The organism is Myxococcus sp. MH1, assembly GCF_059738865.1.
Genome location: NZ_AP026947.1, coordinates 2,362,496 through 2,387,558, shown reverse-complemented (window position 1 = coordinate 2,387,558; position 25,063 = coordinate 2,362,496). Strand labels below are relative to the sequence as shown.

The 25,063-nt window shown below is 70.9% G+C and carries 6 protein-coding genes; 2 read left to right on the top strand and 4 right to left on the bottom strand.

The genetic code is table 11. The features are described 5' to 3' along the window. Positions 1-17: 17 nt before the first annotated feature. From AC6JA9_RS09835 to AC6JA9_RS09820, 4 genes are all read right to left on the bottom strand, one after another. Positions 18-1,931 (bottom strand): hypothetical protein, encoded by a 1,914-nt coding sequence (locus AC6JA9_RS09835; protein WP_223784554.1) that lies wholly within the window; start codon positions 1,929-1,931, stop codon positions 18-20. A gap of 98 nt (positions 1,932-2,029) precedes the next feature. Continuing rightward, entirely contained in the window at positions 2,030-2,983 is a 954-nt protein-coding gene (locus tag AC6JA9_RS09830) for a c-type cytochrome (RefSeq protein WP_497959556.1), read from the bottom strand. A gap of 52 nt (positions 2,984-3,035) precedes the next feature. Then, entirely contained in the window at positions 3,036-4,052 is a 1,017-nt protein-coding gene (locus tag AC6JA9_RS09825; protein ID WP_223784552.1) for a Rieske 2Fe-2S domain-containing protein, read from the bottom strand. Next, positions 4,049-4,231, bottom strand: coding sequence for a Xan family putative trans-acting RiPP leader peptide (locus AC6JA9_RS09820; RefSeq protein WP_046711779.1), 183 nt, complete (start codon positions 4,229-4,231; stop codon positions 4,049-4,051). Before AC6JA9_RS09820 ends, AC6JA9_RS09825 begins: the two co-directional genes overlap by 4 nt. Positions 4,232-4,344: 113 nt before the next feature. On the opposite strand from AC6JA9_RS09820, the gene AC6JA9_RS09815 reads away from it, so the two are divergent. Then, complete coding sequence (locus AC6JA9_RS09815; protein WP_497959555.1) at positions 4,345-6,381, top strand: hypothetical protein; 2,037 nt, start codon at positions 4,345-4,347, stop codon at positions 6,379-6,381. 127 nt (positions 6,382-6,508) lie between these two features. Further along, the gene (locus tag AC6JA9_RS09810; protein ID WP_497959554.1) at positions 6,509-25,060 is read left to right on the top strand and encodes a non-ribosomal peptide synthetase; all 18,552 of its coding nucleotides are present in this window, start codon (positions 6,509-6,511) and stop codon (positions 25,058-25,060) included. The last annotated feature ends 3 nt before the right edge of the window (positions 25,061-25,063 follow it).

Genomic DNA, 25,063 nt, shown 5'->3' with positions numbered 1-25,063 from the left:
CGCGGTCCTCGAAGGGCTCAGCGCGCCGGCAGCACGTGCTCGGCGGGAACCGTCGTCACGTGGCAGGCGTTGGCGCAGTTGCCAAAGGCGTTGGGGGGAGAGTTGAGCTCCTGGAACTGCAGGTCGAAGTACTCGGTGCCGTGCGTGCCCGGGTGGCAGCCCGCGCACGCGTTCATGCTCGGACGCAGCGTGCTCTCGCGCGTCAGGTGGCACAGGGTGCAGTCACCCTTGTTCTGCGCGTACTTCGGCGACGAGATGTGCAGCCGGTGGATGAAGTCCGACACGTGCCCCACCACGTCGTCGTGGTGACACACCTTGCACGTCTCCACGTGGTCCACCGAGACGCCGTGGTGCACGTTGCTCAGCGAGCCCACGCCGTTGTGGCACACCTGGCAGTTGCCGATGCGGCCCGGGTACGAGGTCGGCGCGGCCTGGCCCACCTGGAAGAAGAACGGGTCCAACCGGTTGAGCCGCTCACCCTCGTAGTTGCGGTGCCCCTTGAGCAGGATGGCGTAGGTGCCGGGCTTCGCGTCCGGAGGCAGCGGCACCGCGTAGCGCGTCGTCGGACGCACCGCCATGCCGCCCGCGACGGCCATGATGTCCGGCGGCACGTAGAACTGCGGCTCGCTCGCGGCCGGATAGGCGAAGTAGTCCTTGGGCACATAGTCCCCGTTGACCACCTTCAGGTTCTGCAGCGGACCCACGACCTTGAAGCCGGACTCGGACGCGCTGCTGTCACGCCACGTCAGCAGCATCTGCTCGTTGAAGTAGGCCAGGCCGTTGGAGCCCTCCCCCAGGTAGTCGAAGTAAGACGGCATGGAGTCGCGCGGGTGCAGGCCGTGGCCGTCGCCGTCCTGCAGCGACACCACGAAGTCCACCGTCTCACCGGCGTTGAAGAAGGTGCCGTTGGCGGGGCGCGACACCTGCACCTGCTGCTTGAGGCCGAAGCCGCACGGCGTGGGCACGTCCGTGGCCAGCCCGTCCGGCCCCAGCTGGTAGCACGTCGCGAGCCGCTCCGAGGAGGGCTGGAAGGTGACGGGGAAGAGGAACGGCTTGAGCGGCAGCTGGCTCCAGGTGAGGCGGATGACGCCCTCGCCCCGCAGGTCTGGCATGGTGAAGGACTTGAACGGGTTGGTGGAGTTGGCGAGCGACACCTTCACCGCCGTGGCGAACTCGAGCGCGTCGTAGTTCTCCGCCCGGCGCGGCGTCGGGTCTCCGGGGAACAGCGGGCGCTGCAGGCCCGTCACCGTGAAGCTGGCGCGGGTGCGGCCCGTGACGGCGCTCTCCGCGAGGAAGTCCCGGCGCGAGTACGTGATGCTGGTGCGCACGTTGCCGTCCGCGTCCAGCACCTCCAGGAGGAACGTGTCGTCCGTGGCCAGCATCCACGCGGCGTTCTCGTAGAAGGTCTCGCGCAGGAACGTCTTCGGCTCCAGGCGCTTCCACGCGTCGCGCCCCGAGGACAGGCCGGACCAGTCCAGGTCCTTGAAGAGCGACTCCATCCGCATCCACGCGGCCGGCGTGCGCCTGTCGTTGGGGTCCTCGAAGCGCGCCAGCTCCACGTCCATCGCGGAGAACTCGCGCAGGAAGTACAGCTCCCCCGGCGTGACGATCATCCGGGCGAAGGGCTCCACCGGCTCGAAGGGCTTCGTCTCCGAGGGGTAGCCGTTGTTCAGGTTGTAGCAGGTGGCGCCATAGTCCGGCAGGTTCAGGTCACCCTTCGTCACGGGCTCACCCGTGGGAAGCATGGCGCAGCCCTTGTACCAGAGCAGGGACAGCGAGATGGCCCCGGAGGCGGAGCTCGAGTACGGGTCGAACGCTCGCGCACCACGGCCACGCGTGCCTTCCACGTCGGACGTGTCGAGCAGGTTGCAGCCCGAGGCAACCGCCAGCACCGGGAGCATCAGGACGCACTTCTTGAAGGACAGGGTCATGAGATTCGAGTCCAGCGCGGCTCACCAGCGCAGGGCACGGTGACGTTCAGCGGAGGGCTAGGCGTGTATCCTACTTTCTCAGAAAGCGCCGCGCCAATTCATGGGCCCGTGGCGCGCTGCGTTGCCGTGCCCTGGGTCTTGAGGAAGCGGTACACGGCGCGAAGGTCCTCCTCCTTCATGGAGGAGAAGGCGCGCCAGGGCATGGACAGCTTGTTGACCTGGCCCTTCTTGCTGGGGGCGGGGGCCAGGTCCTTGAAGGCGGTGAAGCGGGCGACGAAGGCGTCCTCGCTCAGGTCCTTCAGGATGGGCCCCTCCGGGAGCAGGGACGGCACGGGCTCCTCGCCCAGGGGCGTGGGGGCGGCGCGGCCTCCGGCGAAGGGCCTGGGCTCCTCGTCCGCGCTGGCGTGGCAGAAGGCGCACTGGGCGCTGGTGGCCAGGTAGCGGCCCCGGGAGACGTCGTCCTGGGCGGGCTCGGCCACGGGTCCGGGCAGGGGGCCGGCCAGGTCCTTGATGTCCGCGAGCACCTCGGGCGCGAGCTGGGAGGGAGGCGTGGGGAGGGCCACGGCGGGCACGGTGCGCAGCCACGCGACGACGGCCTTCGCGTCACCGTCGGACAGGGTGGCGCGCCACTCCATGTACGGCATCATCGGGAAGAGCGTGCGGTCGCCCTGGCCGTAGCCCTCGCGCAGGGTGCGCAGCAGCTGGGCGTCGGTCCACCTGCCCACGCCGTGCACCGGGTCGGAGGTGATGTTGGGCGCGCACAGCGTGCCGGGGAGGTCCCACTCCGGGCCGAAGCACGCGCCGGCGAGCGGGGGACCCGACAGGGGTCCACCGAAGCGGCCCGTGTCTCGCCGCGTGTGACAGTCCACGCAGCCGAGCACCGACTCGCCCAGGTAGCGGCCCCGCTCCACGAGCGCGGCCTGGGCGGACACGGGCTTGGGGGCGGGAGGCGCGGCGGGCTTCGCCTCGACGACGGCGGGCGGCGGCGGCTTGGGGGCCGCGTCCTTCTCCCGACAGCCGCTCACGGCGACCAGCAGCGCCACCACGGACACGCACCTCTCCCAGCTTCGGCCCCCGGCATTCACGTTCGAGCGACTCCTGTGGCTAGTCCAATGCGGGCGCGTCCGGAGGACGGCCCAGGCGCAGGGCCGCGAGGGCCCGGCGGTATTCGATGGGGAGCCGGTCCGCCTTCACGGGGACCTCTCCGGAGAAGTCCAGCGGGTGCGCGCGCGGGCGCTGCCCCTCCGCGACGCGGCGGTCCTGCTCCAGGATGGCCGACTCCGACTTCACGAACAGCTCCGCGAAGTTGCGGATCCTCGGGTGGTACGAGGCGAAGTAGAAGCACTGCATCTTCTCCTCCGACCAGGGCGAGGCCACCGCGTAGACGGTGTGCGGATAGAAGAGCGTGGGCTTGAAGGTGAGCCGCGCGGTGAAGGGGAACGTCACCTCGTACGTGAGCGTGGTGCGGTCCACCCGGGGTGGAGCGCTCCCCACCGCGGGCGCCAGCGCCGGGTAGACAATCTGCGCGCGCAGCCCGTCCGGCAGCTTCTCCACGTCATACGCCGGCACCTCGGGCTGCTCCGGATTGCCGAACGTGCCCTCATGAACGAACGATAGGTGAGCCACGTCCAGGACGATTTCCACCATGCGCCCGGCGGACGTGTCCCAGTCCAGGCGGGGCAGCGGCACCGTGGCCACCGTCGCGCTGTCGGCCAGCTCCGGCCACTCGGGCAGCGGCGCCGCGGGCTCGGGCGAAAGACAGACCCAGATGAGCCCATGCCGCTCCGCGGCAAGGTAGCGGCTCACCCGGGCCCGCTCGGGGACGGGCGTCTGGGGTTGAGAGGGAATGCGGACACACGAGCCGCTCTGGGCGTATGTCCATCCATGGAACGCGCAGCGAAGTCCCTGGGGTGTGACAGTCCCGGCGGAGAGGTCTGCTCCGCGGTGCGCGCAGTAGCGTTGGGTGGCCGCGACACCGGAGGCGGTGCGCCAGAGGACCAGCTCCGTCTCCAGGAGCCGGGCGGCCAGGGGGCCTTCCCGAAGCTCATGGGCGTACGCCACCGGATGCCAGTACGGGACGAAGGTGTCCCGGTACGAGCGGACCTCGCCAGCCGTGCTCATGCCAGGGCGAGCGGGGCGATCTTGCTTTCAATCTCCTCGAGGAGGAAGTCGATCTCCTCTATCTCATCGAGCTTCTCGGGAGCAGCTGACACCGCCTCGGGAGCCTCGGAGGGATTCGGAGTGGATACCGCGTTCGCCGCTGTTTCGGATGGGGACTGAACCGCCTCTTCCGACGCCATGTGGGTGGCCTCCACTACGCAGGGGGAGGTGGATGCTCGGAGGAAGAGCGGGGGAATGTCAACCCACCGTGGGTTTCCACGCGTGTCACAACACCACTAGACTGCGGCCCTCCATGCCCCCTGCCCCCTCTGTCGTGCGCATCGTGGCCATGTTGTGTCTGATTCATGGCACGGCTCACGCGGAGCCCTGGAAGAAAGCCAGACCGGGCGTCACGACCGAGGCGCAGCTGCGCATCCTGTTCGGCGAGCCCGACGCGAGACGCCGCGAGGACGGCGCGCTGGTGCTCGACTATCAGGGGCAGTCCTCGCCAGCGGGGACGCAGCGCGCGCGCTTCACCGTCGATACACGCACGCGCAAGCTGCGGCGCATCGATGTCTTCCCCACCCGCGCGCCCACGCGCGCCGCGGTGGAGAAACAATTCGGCCCCGCGTGTCCCAAGACGGGCTGGAGCAAGAAGCCCTGCTACGTGGTGAAGGCCACGGCGGACACCTCGCTGTATTTCCATTATCCGTCGCGGGGCCTCGCGGTGTTCTTCGCCGGTGGCGACGTGCGCGCGCTGACGTATCAGAAGCCCGTGCGAGGCAAGCTCGCGCTCACCGCGAGCGTGGAGCCGCCGCCGGAGCTGTCCTCCGCCGGCACCGTGGCCCCGGAGGAGGCAGGCGACACGGTGTCCGCCTCCGGCACCGCGTCCGAGGACGATACGGAGACCGCGGACGGCAACACGGTGGAGGCCTTCGCGGAGCCCGCCACCGCCACGCAGCCCGCCGTGGCGAGCCTGGAGCTGGCGGTGCCCACCATCGAGGGCGAGACGGCGGCCCCGCGCCCCGCGCCGCCCATGGACGTGGACACGTCGCTGCGGCCGGTGGTGGTGGATGACGTGGCCGCGTCGGGCACGAGCGTCGCCTCCGCGGCGGGAGGTCCCACCGCGGGGCCCCAGCCGGTGACGGAGGACGCCGTCGAGGAGGACCCGCTGCACCCCTCCGCGTTCCTCAAGGTGCCCGAGCTGCTCACGGTGGGCGGCTTCTATCTGCAGCGCGCGGAGGTGGCCGGGGCCAGGCGCGCGAGCACGTCGGCCACGGGAGTGGACCCGTTCTTCCCGGCGCTCCTGGACGTGTACCTGGACTTCAAGCCGTTCGACGGGCTGCGCAGCTTCGCGGTGGGCCGCATGGCGTACGACCCGCTGGACCCGGTGCTCTCCACGCCCGCGACGAGCCTGGACCGGCTGTGGATCTACTTCGGCCTGTTCGACCACGTCTTCATCACCGCGGGGCGGCAGCACATCAAGTGGGGCAGCTCCAAAATCTGGAACACCACCGACTTCCTGCGCGCGCGCAACCCGGACCCGCTGTTCCTCTATGACTTGAGGCCGGGCGTGGACATGGTGAAGGTCAACGTGCCGTGGGAGGAGATGGCGGCCAACCTGTGGCTCATCGGCACGGCGGACCTGTTGGACGAGGTGACGGCGGACGGGGACCGCGTGCGCTACGGCGGCGCGGTGCGCGCGGAGATGGCGCTGGGCACCAGCGAGCTGGCGGTCTCGGGCTCGTTCATGGAGGGCCGGCGGCCCCGCTACGGCGTGGACTACTCGATTGGCCTGGGGCGGCTGGACTTCAACACCGAGATTGCGCTGGTGCACGGCGCGGACGTGGCCACGTGGGAGCGCTCGCGGGCGGGGGGCTTCCAGGTGCGGGCGCTCGACGGGCTCCAGGTGCAGGCCAGCGGCGGCGCGCAGGTGGAGCTGCGCGTGGCGGACACGTTCAAGACGGTGGTGCGGCTGGAGGGGTTCTACAACCAGCTGGGCAGCGACGACCGCGAGCTGCTGACGTGGGTGCAGGCGGTGGGTGACTTCCAGCCGCTCTACTTCGGCCGCTTCTACGGCATGGCGCAGGTGGCCGTCACCGCGCGCAACATCTACGAGCCCACGACGACGCTCACGGTGATGGGCAACGTGGGAGACCCGTCCTACGTGGCGCGCCTGGACATCAATGCCTCCCGGCTGCGCGACGTGACGGTCGCCGCCTACGTGGAAGTTCCTTTTGGAGAGCGCGGCGGCGAGTTCCGCTTCCAGCCCGACGCCAGCATCGCCCCCAGCGCGCCGGTGGACATGGGCCTGTTCCGCGCCGGCATCAACGTTCGACTCCGGCTCTGAGAGCACAGACTTCACGATGACCGCTCACGACGATTCCGCCCCGACCTCCCCCGGTCCGCACGGACGGAAGGCTCCCCCTGTCGACTCCGCCGCCGCGCCCGACGCCGCCCCCGTGGCCGAGCGCGCGATGGCCCCACGTCCCGTCCTCACCGAGGCGCTGCGGCACCGGGTGCTCGTCACCTTCAATGCCTCCGAGCAGCACCTGGAGGGCGGCGACACGGTGGTGGCCTGCTTCGAGCAGCAGGTGGACCGCGCGCCGGACGCGACGGCGCTCGACTTCGAGGGCACCCGGCTGACGTACCGGCAGCTCGACGAGCGCGCCAACCAGCTCGCGCGCTATCTGCGCTCGCTGAGCGTGGGGCCGGAGACGCGCGTCGCGCTGTGCGCGGAGCGCTCGGTGGAGCAGGTGGTGGGGATGCTGGGCATCCTCAAGGCGGGAGGCGCGTTCGTTCCGCTGGACCCGGCGCATCCCGCGGAGCGGCAGGGCTTCGTGCTCTCCGACAGCGGCGCGCCCGTGGTGCTCGCGCGGCAGCAGATGCTGGACGAGCTGCCGCTGCGAGGCGAGCTGACCGTGGAGCTGGACGGCCTGCTGCCGCCGTTCGCGCGGCACTCCGTGGAGCGGCTGGAGGCGGTCGCCTCGGCGGACCATCTGGCGTACGTCATCTACACGTCCGGCTCCACGGGGCGGCCCAAGGGCGTGCTGGTGGCGCACGCGGGGCTGCGCAACACGGCGCTGGCCGCGGTGCGGGCGCATGGGTTCCGGCCCGAGGACCGGGTGCTCCAGTTCGCGTCCATGAGCTTCGACGCGTCCGTGTGCGAGGTGTTCGCCACGCTGCTCGCGGGTGCGACGCTGGTGCTCGCGCCCCGACAGCGGCTGCTCCCGGACGCCCCCCTGCGGACGCTGCTGCGTGAGAGCGCCGTCACCGCGGTGACGTTGACGCCGTCGGTGCTCGCGCAGCTGGAGACAGACGGGCTGGAGGGCCTGCGCACCGTCATCTCCGCGGGCGAGGCCCTTCCCATCGCGGTGGCCGAGCGCTGGGGCCAGGGCCGGCGGCTGCTCAACGCGTATGGACCGACGGAGGCCACGGTCTGCGCGGCGATCACGCCGTACGCGGTGGTGCCGGGCGCCATCACCCTGGGCACGCCGTGGCCCAACACGCGACTGTACGTGCTCGATGAGGCGCTGGAGCCGCTGCCTCCTGGCGTCGCTGGAGAGCTGTTCATCGGCGGCGTGGGCGTGGCCCGTGGCTATCTGGGGCGACCGGACCTGACGGCGGAGCGGTTCCTGCCGCATCCGTTCGGCTCGACGCCGGGTGAGCGGCTCTACCGCACGGGAGACCTGGCGCGGTGGACGGTGGACGGCGAGCTCGAATACCTGGGCCGCGTCGACTCGCAGGTGAAGCTGCGCGGCATGCGCGTGGAGCCGGGCGAGGTGGAGGCCGTCCTCGCGCGCCACCCGGAGGTCCGCGAGGTCGCGGTGGTGGCTCGCGAAGTCGCGGAGGGCGAGCTGGCCCTGGTGGCCTTCCTCGTCCCCGCCGAGGGACAGGATGAGACCCGGGTGAGCGCGGTGCTGCGCCCGTGGTTGAAGCAGCAGCTCCCCGAGCACCTGGTGCCCTCCGCGCTCGTGACGCTCACCGCGCTTCCGCTGACGTCCTCCGGGAAGGTGGACCGGAAGGCGCTGGGCTCGTTGTCGCTCGGCCGCGTCGACGCCGCGAGCGCGTCCGCGGACAGCGCGCCGCGTGGAGAGCTGGAGGTGCTGCTGGCGGGGTTGTTCCAGCAGGTGTTGGGCGTGGAGCGGGTGGGCCGGGACAGCGACTTCTTCGAGTTGGGCGGGCACTCGCTGAGCGCCACGCGACTGCTGGCGCGCGTGCGGCACGCGGTGGGTGTGGACCTGCCGCTGACAACGCTGTTCTCGCACGCGACGGTGGCTCGTCTGGCCCGGGCGCTGGGTCCCATCTCCGAGTCGCTCTCGGCGTCACTCGCCGGCCCCACGCCGCTCCCCGCGGACGTCGCGCCCATGACCTCCCTGGCGCAGGAGCGGCTGTGGTTCCTCCAGCAGCTCCAGCCGGACTCGGCGGCGTACCTCGTCGTCGATGCGCTGGAGCTTCGGGGCACGCTGAACAGGGCCGCGCTGGAGGACACGCTGCGGCGACTGGTGGAGCGGCACGCCGCGCTCCGCGTCACCTTCACGCCCGTGGAGGGGAGCCCGCGACTGCGCGTCCATCCGGTCCGCGAGCCGCTGCTCACGGTGGAGGACGTGTCACGCCCGCCGAATGAGAGCGGGACCGCGGAGGCGTTGCTCCAGCGCAGGCTGCGCGAGGAGGCCTCGCGACCGCTCTCGGTGGAGGAGGGGCCGCTGTATCGGTTCCACCTGTTCACGAGCGGCCCCGAGCACCAGGTGCTGCTGCTGGTGCTGCATCACCTGGTGGTGGATGGCCTCTCGATGGGCATCCTCCTCAACGAGCTGGCGACGACGTACTCCGCGCTCCAGGAAGGCCGCACCCCGCCTCCCGCGCCCGCCTCCCTGGACTACGTGGACCTGTCCGCCTGGCAGCGCACGCCCGAGGTCCGCGCGCGCGAGGACATCCACCTCGACTACTGGAAGCGACAGCTCGCCGACGCGCCGTCGCTGCTCGCGCTGCCCACGGACAAGCCTCGGCCGCCGGTGTTGTCCGACCGCGGCGCGTACTCGCGTCGCCACGTGTTGCCTCGCGAGGTCCGGCTGCGGCTGGAGGCGCTCTGCCGAGAGCACCAGGTGACGCCGTTCATGGCGCTCTACGCCGTGTTCGCCACGCTGCTCCAGCGCTACTCGGGCGAGCGCGAGCTGTGCATCGGCACGCCGGTCTCCGGACGCACGCACGCGGCCTCCGAGGACATCGTCGGGCTGTTCATCAACACGCTCGTCCTGCGGACACATCTGCTGCCTTCCGCGCCGTTCTCCATGTTGCTGGCGCACGTGTGGGCGACCGCGCTGGAGGCCTTCAGTCACCAGGATGCGCCGTTCGAGCGGGTCGTCGATGCGCTCCACGTCGAGCGCAGCCTCAGTCACGCGCCCCTCTTCCAGGTGATGTTCGACCTGCGCCGCGTCGACTCGCCCCTCTCCTTCTCCGGCCTCTCCTCTCAGCACGTCTTCGTCGACAACGGCACCAGCCAGCTCGACCTCGCCCTCACCGCCACCGAGCTGCCCGACTCCTCCCTCCAGCTCTTCTTCCAGTTCCGCACCGACCTCTTCGAGCACGCCTCCGTCGAGCGCATGCTCTCCCACTTCGTCATCCTCCTCGAACAGGTCCTCGCCTCGCCCCAGGCGCCCCTCTCCAGCCTCTCGCTGCTCTCCGTCGAAGAGCGCCGGCGCGTCCTCTTCGACTTCAACGATTCCCACCGTCCCTTCGACTCCGACGGCACCGTTGCGTCCCTGCTGCTTGCCTCCTTCGCGAGGACGCCTGACGCCGTTGCTCTCGTCGCTCCCGACGCCACCCTCACCTTCTCCCAGCTCCACTCTCGCGCTTCGCGTCTCGCCGCGCATCTCGCGGCTCTTGGTGCGCGTCCGGAAGCTGTCGTCGGTGTCTGTGTCGAGCGCTCGTCCGAGGCTGTCGTCTCCCTCCTCGCCGTCCATCTTTCCGGCGCCGCGTGCCTCCCTCTGGAGCCTTCGCACCCGCCGGCTCGGCGCGCACAACTGCTTCAGCAGTCCCGTGCATGCCTCGTCGTCTCTTCGCCTGCTCTCTTCGAGGGCGTGACGCTCGACGCGGTGCTGGTGCAGCCAGGAGATGCGCAGCGTGCTGACGCGGCGCTGGCGGAGCCTCTGCGCGCCCTGCCCGACAACCTCGCCTACGTCCTCTACACCTCCGGCTCCACCGGCACTCCCAAGGGCGTCCTCTCCACCCAGCAGAATGTCGTCCACTGCTTCGACGCCTTCGACGCCCTCTACTCCACCTCCACGGGCCACACCTGGGCCGCCTCCGGCAGCCTCTCCTTCGACATCCACCAGGAGGAAATCCTCTTCAGCCTCTCCCGCGGCGCTCGCGTCATCCTCCGCGACGTCGGCCCTCTTGGCCTCGGCAACGACATCCGCCGCCACTCCGTCTCCCATGTCGTCATCACCCCCTCCTCCCTCGCCACCGCCCTCGAGGAGCCCGGTGCCCTCGACGCCTTCCGCTCCCTCTCCGTCCTCGTCACCGGCGGCGAAGTCCTCCCAGACTCTCTCGTCCAATCCCTCGCGCTGACTTCCACCCGCCTCGTCAACACCTACGGGCCCACTGAAGCCAGCATCAACGTCGCCGCTGAAATCTCCCTCCCTCACCGGCCCGTCCGTCTCGGCAGCCCTCTTCCCCGCTGCCGCCTCTACGTCCTCGACGACTCCCTCCAGCCCCTCCCCCCAGGCGTCCCCGGCAACCTCTTCATCGGCGGCATCTGCCTGGCTCGCGGCTACCACTCACTCCCCCACCTCACCGCAGAGCGCTTCATCCCTGACTCCTTCAGCACCTCTCCCGGCGCTCGCCTCTACGACACCGGCGACAGGGCCCGCTGGAATGACGACGGCTCCCTCTCCTTCCTCGGCCGCTCCGACTTCCAGCTCAAACTCCGCGGCGTCCGCGTCGAAGTCGAAGAAATCGAAGCCGCTCTGCTTCGCCTCTCCGGCGTCCGCCAGGCCGCCGTCCTCCCCTTCCGCCCCTCTCGCGACACCTTCCTCGTCGCCTTCCTCGTCCTCGACGACGGCGCTCCTCCGCTGGCTTCCCTCCGCGACGCGCTGGCTTCCTCCCTCCCTGAAGCCCTCGTCCCCTCTCGCTTCCTCTCCCTCCCCTCTCTCCCCTTCACCACCAGCGGCAAGGTCGACAGGACGGCCCTCTCCTCCTTCGACATCTCCGCCGCTGAAGTCCCCTCCTCCGACGCTTCTCCTCGTGGACAGGCCGAGGCGCTCCTCGCCCAACTCTTCGCCGACGTCCTCTCCCTCTCTCACGTCCCTCGCGACGCGGACTTCTTCTCCCTCGGTGGCCACTCCCTCTCCGCCACCCGCCTCGTCTCCCGCATCCGCCTCGCCTTCGGCGTCGAGCTTCCTCTCGCCGCCCTCTTCTCCTCCCCCTCCGTCGCAGGGCTCGCTCTCCTCCTCTCCCTGCACCACGACGCGCTCCCGCTCCCTTCTCCCGCGCCTTCCGCACTGCCTCCTCAGCCCTCCTTCGCGCAGGAGCGCCTCTGGTTCCTCCATCAGCTCCTGCCTGACTCCGCCGCGTATGTGATTCCGGAGGCGATCGAGCTGACGGGAGTCCTGGATACAGCCGCGCTGGAGGCCGCGCTGCGACTGCTGCCGGAGCGGCACTCATCGTTGCGCGCGGTCTTCGGTTCGTCGGAGGGGATGCCTCGGTTGGCGTTCCAGCCCGTCCCCGAGCAATTGCTCGACGTGGAGGACCTCCGGCCTCGCGTCCGTGGCGAGGAGGCACTGCGCGCACTGCTCCAGCAACGTCTGGAGGAGGAGAGCTCGCGCCCGTTCTCACTGGAGAAGGGGCCCCTGTATCGCTTCCGTTTGTTCAGGGTCGCGGTCGATCGCCATGTCCTGCTGATGGTCATCCACCACATCGTCGTGGATGGCCTGTCCATGGACCGGCTCCTGAGCGAGTTGGCGCAGTCGTACTCAGAGCTGAGCCGGCAACGAGCGCCGCTGCTCCCCACGCCGCCCCTCACCTACTCGGATATCTCCGCGTGGCAGCGGACCCCCGAGTTCCGCGCGCGTGAGGATGTCCACCTCGACTACTGGAAGCGGCAGCTCGCCGATGCCCCCGCGCTGCTCGCGTTCCCCACGGACAAGCCGCGTCCGCCGGTCCTCACGGATCGAGGCGCCTTCTCGCGTCACCAGGTCCTGCCTCGTGAAGTCCGCCTCCGGCTGGAGGCGCTCTGCCGACAGCATCAGGTGACGCCGTTCATGGCGCTCTATGCCGTGTTCGCCACCTTGCTTCACCGTTACTCGGGTGAGCGCGAGCTGTGCGTCGGCACTCCCGTCTCCGGCCGCACGCACGCCGCCACCGAGGACATCGTCGGCCTCTTCCTCAACACGCTGGTCCTTCGCACGCAGCTTCCAGCAGGGATGACCTTCGCCTCGCTGCTGGCGCAGGTCCGGAGCACTTCGCTCGACGCCTTCAGCCACCAGGATGCGCCGTTCGAGCGGGTCGTCGATGCGCTCCACGTCGAGCGCAGCCTCAGTCACGCGCCCCTCTTCCAGGTGATGTTCGACCTGCGCCGCGTCGACTCGCCCCTCTCCTTCTCCGGCCTCTCCTCTCAGCACGTCTTCGTCGACAACGGCACCAGCCAGCTCGACCTCGCCCTCACCGCCACCGAGCTGCCCGACTCCTCCCTCCAGCTCTTCTTCCAGTTCCGCACCGACCTCTTCGAGCACGCCTCCGTCGAGCGCATGCTCTCCCACTTCGTCATCCTCCTCGAACAGGTCCTCGCCTCGCCCCAGGCGCCCCTCTCCAGCCTCTCGCTGCTCTCCGTCGAAGAGCGCCGGCGCGTCCTCTTCGACTTCAACGATTCCCACCGTCCCTTCGACTCCGACGGCACCGTTGCGTCCCTGCTGCTTGCCTCCTTCGCGAGGACGCCTGACGCCGTTGCTCTCGTCGCTCCCGACGCCACCCTCACCTTCTCCCAGCTCCACTCTCGCGCTTCGCGTCTCGCCGCGCATCTCGCGGCTCTTGGTGCGCGTCCGGAAGCTGTCGTCGGTGTCTGTGTCGAGCGCTCGTCCGAGGCTGTCGTCTCCCTCCTCGCCGTCCATCTTTCCGGCGCCGCGTGCCTCCCTCTGGAGCCTTCGCACCCGCCGGCTCGGCGCGCACAACTGCTTCAGCAGTCCCGTGCATGCCTCGTCGTCTCTTCGCCTGCTCTCTTCGAGGGCGTGACGCTCGACGCGGTGCTGGTGCAGCCAGGAGATGCGCAGCGTGCTGACGCGGCGCTGGCGGAGCCTCTGCGCGCCCTGCCCGACAACCTCGCCTACGTCCTCTACACCTCCGGCTCCACCGGCACTCCCAAGGGCGTCCTCTCCACCCAGCAGAATGTCGTCCACTGCTTCGACGCCTTCGACGCCCTCTACTCCACCTCCACGGGCCACACCTGGGCCGCCTCCGGCAGCCTCTCCTTCGACATCCACCAGGAGGAAATCCTCTTCAGCCTCTCCCGCGGCGCTCGCGTCATCCTCCGCGACGTCGGCCCTCTTGGCCTCGGCAACGACATCCGCCGCCACTCCGTCTCCCATGTCGTCATCACCCCCTCCTCCCTCGCCACCGCCCTCGAGGAGCCCGGTGCCCTCGACGCCTTCCGCTCCCTCTCCGTCCTCGTCACCGGCGGCGAAGTCCTCCCAGACTCTCTCGTCCAATCCCTCGCGCTGACTTCCACCCGCCTCGTCAACACCTACGGGCCCACTGAAGCCAGCATCAACGTCGCCGCTGAAATCTCCCTCCCTCACCGGCCCGTCCGTCTCGGCAGCCCTCTTCCCCGCTGCCGCCTCTACGTCCTCGACGACTCCCTCCAGCCCCTCCCCCCAGGCGTCCCCGGCAACCTCTTCATCGGCGGCATCTGCCTGGCTCGCGGCTACCACTCACTCCCCCACCTCACCGCAGAGCGCTTCATCCCTGACTCCTTCAGCACCTCTCCCGGCGCTCGCCTCTACGACACCGGCGACAGGGCCCGCTGGAATGACGACGGCTCCCTCTCCTTCCTCGGCCGCTCCGACTTCCAGCTCAAACTCCGCGGCGTCCGCGTCGAAGTCGAAGAAATCGAAGCCGCTCTGCTTCGCCTCTCCGGCGTCCGCCAGGCCGCCGTCCTCCCCTTCCGCCCCTCTCGCGACACCTTCCTCGTCGCCTTCCTCGTCCTCGACGACGGCGCTCCTCCGCTGGCTTCCCTCCGCGACGCGCTGGCTTCCTCCCTCCCTGAAGCCCTCGTCCCCTCTCGCTTCCTCTCCCTCCCCTCTCTCCCCTTCACCACCAGCGGCAAGGTCGACAGGACGGCCCTCTCCTCCTTCGACATCTCCGCCGCTGAAGTCCCCTCCTCCGACGCTTCTCCTCGTGGACAGGCCGAGGCGCTCCTCGCCCAACTCTTCGCCGACGTCCTCTCCCTCTCTCACGTCCCTCGCGACGCGGACTTCTTCTCCCTCGGTGGCCACTCCCTCTCCGCCACCCGCCTCGTCTCCCGCATCCGCCTCGCCTTCGGCGTCGAGCTTCCTCTCGCCGCCCTCTTCTCCTCCCCCTCCGTCGCAGGGCTCGCTCTCCTCCTCTCCCTGCACCACGACGCGCTCCCGCTCCCTTCTCCCGCGCCTTCCGCACTGCCTCCTCAGCCCTCCTTCGCGCAGGAGCGCCTCTGGTTCCTCCATCAGCTCCAACCCGAGCTGCGCGCCTACAACATCCCCGAGGCCGTGGAGCTTCGCGGCGCACTGGACATCCCGGCGCTCGATGGCGCGCTGCGGTTGCTGCTCGATCGTCACCCGGACCTGCGGACGACCTTCATCGCGGAGGACGGGCGGCCGGTTCCACGACACAACCCGCTTCCCGTGGAGGTGCTCCACGTCGAGGAACTCTCCGCGACCAACGCGGACAGTCCCGCGCTGCACCTCCGGCTGCGCGAGGAGAGCACTCGCGTCCTGTCACTGGAGCAGGGGCCGCTCTACCGCTTCCACCTGTTCCGCCTCTCCCCCGAGCACCATGTCCTCCTGCTCGTGCTGCACCACGTGGTGGTCGATGGCCTGAGCATCGACCTCCTGTTGAGCGAGCTGTCCCAGGCCTACGCGTCCCTGAGCCAGCACCAGACGCCCTCCCTTCCGACGCCTTCGCTCACCTACGCCGACGTCGCCGCGTGGCAACGCTCCGCTCCCGTCCGGGCCCGTGAGGACCACCACGTCGAGTACTGGAAGCGCCAGCTCGCCGGCGCTCCCGCGTTCCTCGCCCTGCCCACCGACAAGCCCCGCCCCTCCGTCCTCGGTGACGCGGGCGCGCTGAGCCGCTTCCATCGACTGTCTCCCGCGCTGGAACAGGCACTCACCCAGGTCTGCCGGGAACACCACGTCACACCCTTCATGGTGCTGAGCGCGGCGCTCGCGGCGCTGCTGCATCGACACTCCGGGCAGGACGACGTGTCCGTGGGCACGCCCGTCTCCGGACGTCCGCACCCCGCGATGGAGTCCATCGTCGGCCTCTTCACCAACACGGTCGTCCTCCGCACCCGCTTCGACCCGGGGACCACCTTCGCCGAGCTGCTCGCGAGCACACGGACCACGGCGCTCGAGGCCTTCACGCATCAGGATGCCCCCTTCGAGCGGGTCGTCGAGGCCCTCCAGGTCGAGCGCAGCCTCGCTCACGCCCCCCTGTTCCAGGTGGGCCTCTTCTGGGAGCGCGCGGAGAACACGCTCGCCGGGACCTTCCCCGGCCTCCAGGCCCGGCCCCTCGTCGTCGACGGCCTGAACACCCAGACCGAGCTGGCCCTCACCGTCACCGAGAATCCCCAGGGTCACGAGCTGTCCTTCCAGTACAGCACCGACCTCTTCGAGGCGCCCACCATCGAGCGCCTGCTGTCCCACTACGTCCACCTGCTCGAGGACGCACTGCGCACCCCGAGTCGGCAGGTCGCGCACCTGTCCCTCCTCGATGTCGACGCGCGCCGCCAGGTGCTCCGCGACTTCAACGACACCGGGCGGGAGTACGACGCGGACACGACGCTCGTCTCGCTCATCGAGGCCCAGGCGGAGCGCACGCCCGGGCTCCGTGCGCTCACCTTCGAGGGACACCACCTCACCTACGGAGAGCTGGAGGCCCGGGCCAATCAGCTCGCACGGCATCTCCAGTCCCTCGGGGCGGGGCCCGAGGTCCTCGTGGGCGTGTTCCTGGAGCGCTCCCTGGAGCTCGTCATCGCGCTGGTGGGCATCCTCAAGGCCGGCGCGGCCTACCTGCCGCTGGACCCGGAGCTGCCTCGCGAGCGACTGGCCGGGATGCTCGAGGACGCAGGGGCCGCCGTCGTCCTCACGCGCCAGGAGCTCGCGAGCCACCTGCCTTCGCACCCGGGCCACACGGTCCTCCTCGACGCGGAGGCCACGCGGCTCGCGAGCCTGCCGAGCACCCGCGTCTCGGGCAGGCCGCACCCCGACTCGCTCGCGTACGTCATCTTCACCTCCGGGAGCACGGGGCGCCCCAAGGGCGCGATGAACGCGCACCGCGCGGTCGTCAATCGACTGACGTGGATGCGCCAGGTCCACCCGCTGGTCGCGGGTGACAGCGTGCTCCAGAAGACGCCGACCAGCTTCGACGTCTCGGTGTGGGAGCTGTTCTGGCCGCTCACCGTGGGCGCGCGGTTGGTGCTGGCACGGCCGGGCGGGCACCGCGAGCCCGCCTACCTCGCGCGAGTCCTGGCCGACGAGCACATCACCGTCACCCACTTCGTCCCCTCCATGCTCGCGGCCTTCCTCGAGGAGCCCTGGCAGGAGTCCTTCCCGGACCTGCGCGCGCTCGTGTGCAGCGGCGAGGCGATCTCCGCCGACCTCGTCCAGCGAGCCCACGAGCGGCTGCCTACGACGGAGCTCCACAACCTCTATGGCCCCACCGAGGCCGCGGTGGACGTGACCCACTGGCGCTGCCCTCGGGGCGACCCGCGCACGAGTGTGCCCATCGGTCGCCCGGTGGCGAACACGCACCTGCTCGTCCTCGACACCGCGGGGCACCCCGTCCCGGTGGGCGTGCAGGGGGAGCTCTTCATCGGCGGCCTCCAGGTCGGGCGCGGGTACTGGCGTCGCCCCGAGCTCACCGCCGAGCGCTTCCTCCCGGACGCCTTCAGCGACACGCCCGGCGCGAGCCTCTACCGCACCGGAGACCTCGCACGCTGGCGTGGCGACGGCACGCTGGAGTACCTGGGCCGCACCGACTTCCAGGTGAAGGTGCGCGGACAGCGCATCGAGCTGGAGGAGATTGAGGTCGCGCTGAGGCGACTGCCCGCCGTGCGCGACGCGGTCGTCGTGGCTCGAACGAGCCCACGGAGTGATACGCGCCTCATCGCCTACGTCGTCCCGCGAGAGGGGCGCGCGGAGGAGGCCGAGGCGTCACGCGCGGCGCTCAAGCCCGTGCTCCCCGAGGCCATGGTCCCCTCGGCCGTCGTCGTGCTCGACGCGCTGCCGCTCACGCCCTCCGGGAAGACGGACCGCCGAGCCCTCACTTCGCTCCCCCTGCCAGAGCCGGAGGTCACGCGAGGCACTGGCGATGCGCCGCCGCGCGGACCGCTGGAGCAGCTGCTCGCGAGCTTCTTCCGCCAGGTCCTCGGACTGGAGAGCGTCTCCCGCGACGCGGACTTCTTCGCGCTGGGTGGCCACTCGCTGAGCGCCACGCGGCTGGTGTCGCGCATCCGCCGGGCGCTGGGGCAGGAGCTGCCGCTCAAGACCCTCTTCCTCGCGCCCACGGTGGCGGGCATCGCGCGAGCCCTGACCGAGCTGGCGCCGGGACAGGCCCTCCCGCTCCCCGAGCCCGTGCCCCGGCCCGGTGACGCGCCCACCGTGCCGTCGTTCTCGCAGGAGCGCATGTGGTTCCTCCAGCAGCTCCAGCCTGACTCCGCGTCGCTCGCCATTCCGGAGGCCACGGAGCTGCGCGGACCGTTGGACGTCGAGGCGCTGGAGTCCGCGTTGTTGTTCCTGCTGGAGCGACACACCGCGCTGCGCGCCATCTTCACGCCCGCCGAAGGGGGCCCGCGGCTGGGGCTCGAGCCCGTGCCGATGCGCGTGCTCGACCGCGAGGACCTGTCGGCCGAGGCCGCGATTCGCGACGCCCTGATGCGGCGGCTGACGGAGGAGTCTGAGCGTCCCTTCCGCCTGGACACGGGGCCGCTCTACCGCTTCCACCTGTTCCTCCTCGCGCCCCAGCACCATGTCCTGCTGCTCGTGTTCCACCACATCGTGGTGGACGGCCTGTCGATGGACCTCCTCCTGCGCGAGCTGGCGGAAGCGTATGCGGCCTGCCGCGAGAACCGCGCGCCGACGGCGCCGCCCCTGACGCTCGACTTCGCGGACGTCGCCGCCTGGCAGCGCACGCCGGCCGTACTCGCTCGACAGGATGCCCACCTCGAGTACTGGCGGCGCAAGCTGGACGGCGCGCCCACCGTGCTGGAGGTGCCCACGGACGTCCCCCGGCATCCGGGGCGCGGACACGCGGGCGCCTTCACACGGCACCACCCGCTGCCGGTGCACCTGGTCGAAGCGCTGCGGGAGCTGTGCCGCGAACACCAGGTCACGCCCTTCATCGCGCTGTACGCGGCCTTCACCGCGCTGCTCCATCGCTACACGGGACAGTCGGACCTGAGCATCGGCACGCCGGTGTCGGGGCGGGTCCATCCGTCCCTGGAGCCCCTGGTCGGCCTGTTCATCAACACCGTCGCGCTGCGCACGCAGGTCGACTCCGAGGCCTCCTTCGCTTCACTCCTGGGTCAGGCACGGACCACGGCGCTGGAGGCGTTCGCGCATCAGGAGGTCCCCTTCGAGCGGGTGGTCGAGGCCCTCCAGGTGGAGCGCAGCCTCTCCCACGCGCCGCTCGTGCAGGCGATGTTCGAGCTGAGCCCCAGCCCGCGCACGCTGTCGGATGGGTTCCCCGGCCTGGAGGCGCGCCCGGTGCAGCTCGGCTCGGCCGCCAGCCTCTATGACGTGATGCTCACCGCCGAGGAGGACGGAGACCGGTTCGGCTTCTACCTCGAGTACCCCACCGCGCTGTTCGAGGCCGCGAGCGCGGAGCGGATGGTCTCGCACTACGTGCGCCTGCTCGAATCCGCGCTGCTCGCGCCCACGACGCCCGTGCGCCGGCTGTCCCTGCTCACGGAGGCGGAGCATCGACAGGTGCTCTTCGACTTCAACGCCTCCGCACGCGCCCGCGACGCCCACGACACCGTCGTCTCCCGCTTCGCCGCGCAGGTCGCTCGCACGCCCGACGCGGAGGCCCTGGCCTTCGAGGGACAGACGCTCACCTACCGGGAGCTGCACACCCGCTCCAATCAGCTCGCGCACTTCCTGCGGGAGCTCGGCGCGGGGCCCGAGGAGCGCGTCGCCCTCTGCCTGGAGCGCGGCCCCGGGCTCGTCGTGTCCATGCTCGCCGTGCTGAAGGCCGGCGGGGCCTACGTGCCGCTGGACCCCGCGCATCCTCCGGAGCGACTCGCCCAGCTCCTCATCGACGCCGGCGCGCGGGTCCTCGTGACGCGGGAGGGCCTGGGAGACCTGTTCTCGTCCGTCGCCATCATGTCCGCGTACGTCGACACCGACGCCGCGGAGATTTCACGCAAGCCGGTGGAGGAGCTGCCCGAGTCCGCGCAAGGCGCGCAGCTCGCGTACGTCATCTTCACCTCGGGCTCCACGGGCCAGCCCAAGGGCGTGCTGCTGACGCACCAGGGCCTGTGCAACACGGCCCTCGCGGCGCTGGAGGCGCACGGGCTCCAGCCGGGCCGGCGGGTCCTCCAGTTCGCCTCGGCGACCTTCGATGGCTCGGTCTGGGAGATCTTCTCCACGCTGCTCTCCGGCGCCACGCTGGTGATGGCGCCCAAGGAGCGGCTGCTCCCCGACCTGCCGCTGCGCACGCTGCTTCGCGAGCAGCGCATCACCGACTGCGCGCTCACGCCGACGGTGCTCGCCCTGCTCGAGCCCGAGGGACTGGAGTCGCTCCAGGTCATCGTCTCCGGCGGCGAGCCCCTTTCGGCCGAGCTGGTCCGACGCTGGGCCCCGGGCCGCGCGCTGCTCAACTCCTACGGCCCCACCGAGGTCACGGTGGCCGCCACCGTCACGCCCTTCCCGGGACTCGGACATCCGTCGGGCGGCGGGGCCACGGAAGTGTCCCGCGTCACGGTGGGAACGCCCTGGCCCAACACCCGCCTCTACGTACTCGATGAGAGCCTGGAGCCGAGTCCCATCGGCGTGCCCGGTGAGCTGTACGTCGGCGGCACCGGCCTCGCGCGGGGCTATCTGGAGCACCCGGAGCTGACGGCGGAGCGCTTCATCCCGCATCCCCTGGCGACCACGCCGGGCGAGCGGCTCTACCGCACCGGAGACCGGGTGCGCTGGCTCGCGGACGGGCAGCTCGAGTACCTGGGTCGCCTGGACACGCAGCTCAAGGTGCGTGGCATCCGCGTGGAGCCCGGTGAAATCGAGGCCGTGCTCACCCGCCACGAGGACGTGCGCGAAGTCGCCGTGGTGCCTCGCGACGACGTGGACACAGGCACGCGGCTGGTGGCGTTCCTGGTCCCCACGCATCCGGAGGCCCTCGTCGTCGACACGGTGCGCGCGTGGCTGCGTCAGCGCATTCCCGAGCACCTGGTCCCCTCGGCCTTCGTGCTCCTCGACGCGCTGCCGCTCACGTCGTCGCGCAAGGTGGACCGCAAGGCGTTGGAGCTCCAGGAGCTGCCTCGACAGGAGCTGCCCTCGCTCGGTGACGACGCGCCCCGCGGCACCACGGAAGAGCGGGTGGCCACCCTGTTCCAGGCCGCGCTGGGACTGGCGCAGCTCTCCCGCCAGGCGAACTTCTTCGAGCACGGCGGCCACTCCCTCTCGGCCACCCGGCTCGTGGCGCGGCTGCGTCAGGCCTTCGGCGTCGAGCTGCCCCTGGCGGTGTTCTTCGCGAACCCCACCATCGCCTCGGTGGCGGCGTTCATCGACGCGGCGCCTCGCGCGGTGCTCGAGGTCCCCACCGTCGTCGCCCGCCCGGAGGTGCTGCCACCGTCCCTGGTCCAGGAGCGGCTCTGGTACGCGCTGCAGCTTCCCCAGGCGCCGCCGTATGTCCTCACGCTCGGCCTGATGCTCGAAGGCGCGCTGGACGCGGACCGGTTGGAGGAGGCCCTGGCCGCCGTGGTCGAGCGCAACGAGACGCTGCGCACCACATTCTTCCAGCAGGGTGAGGCGCTCCGTGTCCGCGTCCATCCTCCACGCGCCTCGGTCCTCACGCGCGTGGACCTGTCCCGCCTGTCCGCGACGCACGCGCTCGAGGTCGCCCGCGACGCCGTGGTGCGGCTGGACCGGGAGCACTTCGACCTCGCGCAGGGCCCGCTGTATCGCTTCGAGTTGTTGAAGCTGGATGAGCGCGGCTCACGCCATGCGCTCGTCCTGGCCTTCAGCCACACCGTGAACGACGGCGTGGGTCTGGCCACCTTCGCGGAGGAGCTGGCGACGGCCTGGAACTCGGCGGTGGAGGGTCGCCCCGCGCGGCTGCCCCCGCTGGCGCTCCAGTACACCGACTACGCCGTCTGGCAGCGACAGCCCGAGCAGCTGCGCAGGCTCGAGGAGGGCCTCGCGTCGTGGAAGCAGGCGCTGGCGCATGCACCGCCGCTGCTGGACCTGCCGCTCGACTTCCCGCGCCGCGCGCCCGCGCTCAACGACAACATGCGCGCGGTGACGGTGTCGCTCTCGGCGGAGCACTCGGACACCATCCGCGCGCTCGCCCGGAGCGAGGGCGTCTCGTCCTTCAGCGTCCTGCTGGCACTGACGCAGGCGTGGCTGCACCGCCTCAGCGGCCAGTCCCACGTCGTCGTCGCCACGCCCTTCTCGGGCCGCTCCACGCCCCAGGTGGAGTCGCTGCTGGGCTACTTCGCCAACGTGCTGCCGCTGTGCACGGAGGTGTCCGGCGCTCCCAGCCTGCGCGGCCTGTTGCGCCGCGTGCGCGATGTCGTGGCCCACGCCACCACGCACCAGGAGGTGCCGTTCAAGCGCATCGCGGACACGGTGCAGCCGGATGGAGACCGCACCGCGCCCCGACTCGCGCAGGCGCTGCTCCAGGCGGAGCGCCCCGGGCTGCCCGGCCTGGACGGACTGTCCGTCACGGAGCTGGACGTCGACGGCGTCATCCCCGCGTATGACGTGGTGGTGAGCGTCACGCTCGGAGACGCGGGCCCGCTGTCCGGCTTCATCGCCCTGGATGGCGCCCTCTTCACGCCCGAGACCGGCGAGCGCTTCGCACGCGCCTTCGAGCAGCTCGCCGCCTCCGCGCTGAGCGCGCCGGAGGTCTCGCTGCCCCAGCTGTCCATGCTGTCTCCCACCCAGCGCAGGGAGGTGCTCGCCGCGCTGGCCGGCCCCGCGCAGGACATCGCGCCGGACACGTGCATCCACACGCTGTTCGAGGCCCAGGTGCGTCGCACGCCGCACGCGGCCGCCGTCGCGCATGGGGACGTCACCTGGAGCTACGCGGAGCTCAACGCACGCGCGAACCTCCTGGCCTCGCGCCTGCTCGAGCGAGGGCTGAAGCCCGAGGAGCGGGTGGGCGTGGTCATGGAGCCGTCCACCCAGGCCATGGCGGTGTTGCTCGGCATCCTCAAGGCGGGCGGCGCCTACGTCCCGCTGGACGCGGACTGGCCCGAGCCACGCAAGCGCGACGTGCTCGTGCGCGCCGAGGTGCACAGGCTGTGGGTGGACGCGAACGTGCTGGAGCCGCACCTGTCACTCGTCGAGGACGTGGAGGTGCCGCCCATGCCCGCGTCCGTCTCGGACGATTTGGAGCCCGGGCCGCGCCGCGTCCTCGACGCGCAGACGGCGTACATCGTCTTCACCTCCGGCTCCACGGGCGAGCCCAAGGGCGTGATGGTGGAGCACCGCTCGGTGGTGAACCACAACGTGGGCATCGCGAAGCGCTTCGGGCTGGTGGCGGGGGACCGGATGCTCAACTTCGCGCCGCTCACCTTCGACGCCGCCGCCGAGGACCTGTACCCGCCGCTCCTCGTGGGCGGCACGGTGGTGATGCGCAGCGGTCTGGTGCCCGCGCACGCGATGACGCCGTACCTGGAGGAGACGGGCATCACGATCATCAGCCTGCCTCCCACGTACATCGAGGAGTGGATTCGTCAGATGGAGGCACTGGGCCAGCGTGTGCCCGCGCGCCTCAAGCTGCTCGCCCCCGGTGGCGATGTCCTCAAGAAGGAGACCTTCGAGGCCTGGGTGCGCGTGGGCGGTGGACACGCGCCGTGGGTCAACGTCTACGGCCCCACCGAGTGCACGATTACGTCCGCCACCTGTGACATCCCCGGGGTGGAGGGACTGGGCACCGCCGCCACGTTCCCCATCGGCCGGCCCATGCCGCGCGTGTGCTTCTACCTGCTGGACGAACACCTGGAGCCGGTGCCTCCCGGGTTGCCGGGCCGCGTGTACATCGGCGGAGCGGCGCTCTCACGCGGCTACCTGCGCGCGCCACACCTCACCTCCGAGCGCTTCCTGCCGGACCCGTTCTCCGCCACGCCCGGCGCGCGCATGTACCACACGGGCGACCTGGCCCGGCTGCTGCCCGACGGACGCCTGCGCTTCCTCGGCCGCGCCGACCACCAGGTGAAGGTCCGTGGCTTCCGCATCGAGCTGTCGGAGATTGAGACGTGCCTGCGCCGCCACCCGCTGGTCCAGGAGGCCGTCGTCATCGCGCGCGTGTCTCCCTCCGGCGTGACGTCGCTGTACGCCTACGTGCAGGCTCCGGGCGTCGCGCGCTCCGAGCCGTTCCGCGAGCACGTCGCCTCACAGCTCCCCGGCTACATGGTGCCGGCGACGTTCGTGGTGATGGACGCGCTGCCCATCAACGCCAACGGCAAGGTGGACCGCAAGGCGCTGCCGGACCCGGACGCCGTGGTCGCGCCCGAACCCGCGTCCGCGCCCGCGTCCGACTCGAAGCTGGAGACGCCCTTCCGCACCACGCTGGAGATGGTGCTCCAGCGCCTGTGGACGGAGGTGCTCGGCCGACCGGGCGTCCAGGCTGGCGACGACTTCTTCGCGCTGGGCGGTGACTCCATCCTGGCGATGCGACTGCTCGCGCGACTGGAGGAGGAGCTGGGCCTGCCGCTGCCCCTGGCCACGCTCTTCCAGAGCCCCACGCTGGGCGAGTCCTCCGAGGCCATCCTCGCGCTGCTGCGAGAAGGCCCCCGCCGCACCAGCGCGGTGCGCCTGTCGAGCCCCCGGCTCCCCGAGGACACGCCCCCGCTGTTCCTCTTCCACGCGGGCGACGGCGAGGTGCACCACTACCGCGACCTGGTCCCCCGCCTGGAGCCGCACTTCCGCTGCCATGGCATCCAGGCCCCGGAGACGTTGGCCACGGGCCACGGACACGCGACGCTGGAGGCCCGCGTGGAGGCGTACGCGCGCGACATCCGCGCCATCCAGCCCCATGGGCCCTACCGGCTCGCGGGCTTCTCGTACGGCGGCTATCCCGCGCTCGGCGTGGCCGCGCTGCTGGAGGCCCAGGGCGAGACGGTGGAGCTGCTCGCCCTGATGGACACCGCCACGTGGGAGGCCATCCGCGCCGTCGCGCCGTCGTCCGATGAGGACGCCGTGCTCGTGCTCGCCAGCGAGTTCGGCGTGCGCGACGCGGCGATGGAGCAGGAGCTGGCCTCGCTCTCCCGCGAGCAGCAGTGGGAGCACGTGGCGAAGCGGGCCCGCGAGCGGGGAACGGCCGCGCCGCACTTCCGGGGCAGCGACTTCGCGCGCATCTGGCGGGTGCTGGGTGAGGTGCTCACGCCGCAGGCCCGCGCGTGGACCATCCCCCTGACGCGCGTGCGCCCGACGCTCATCACCAGCCGCGCGCTGCGTGAGCAGGTGGGTGACGCGCGCCTGGGCTGGACGCACCACCTGCCCGCCGAGCACCTGGAGGTGCTGGAGATGGAGGGGGAGCACGCCACCGTGCTCCACCCGCCCGAGGTCGACACCCTGGCCGCGCTGCTGCTCGCGGCGCTGGGCAAGGCGTGAGGC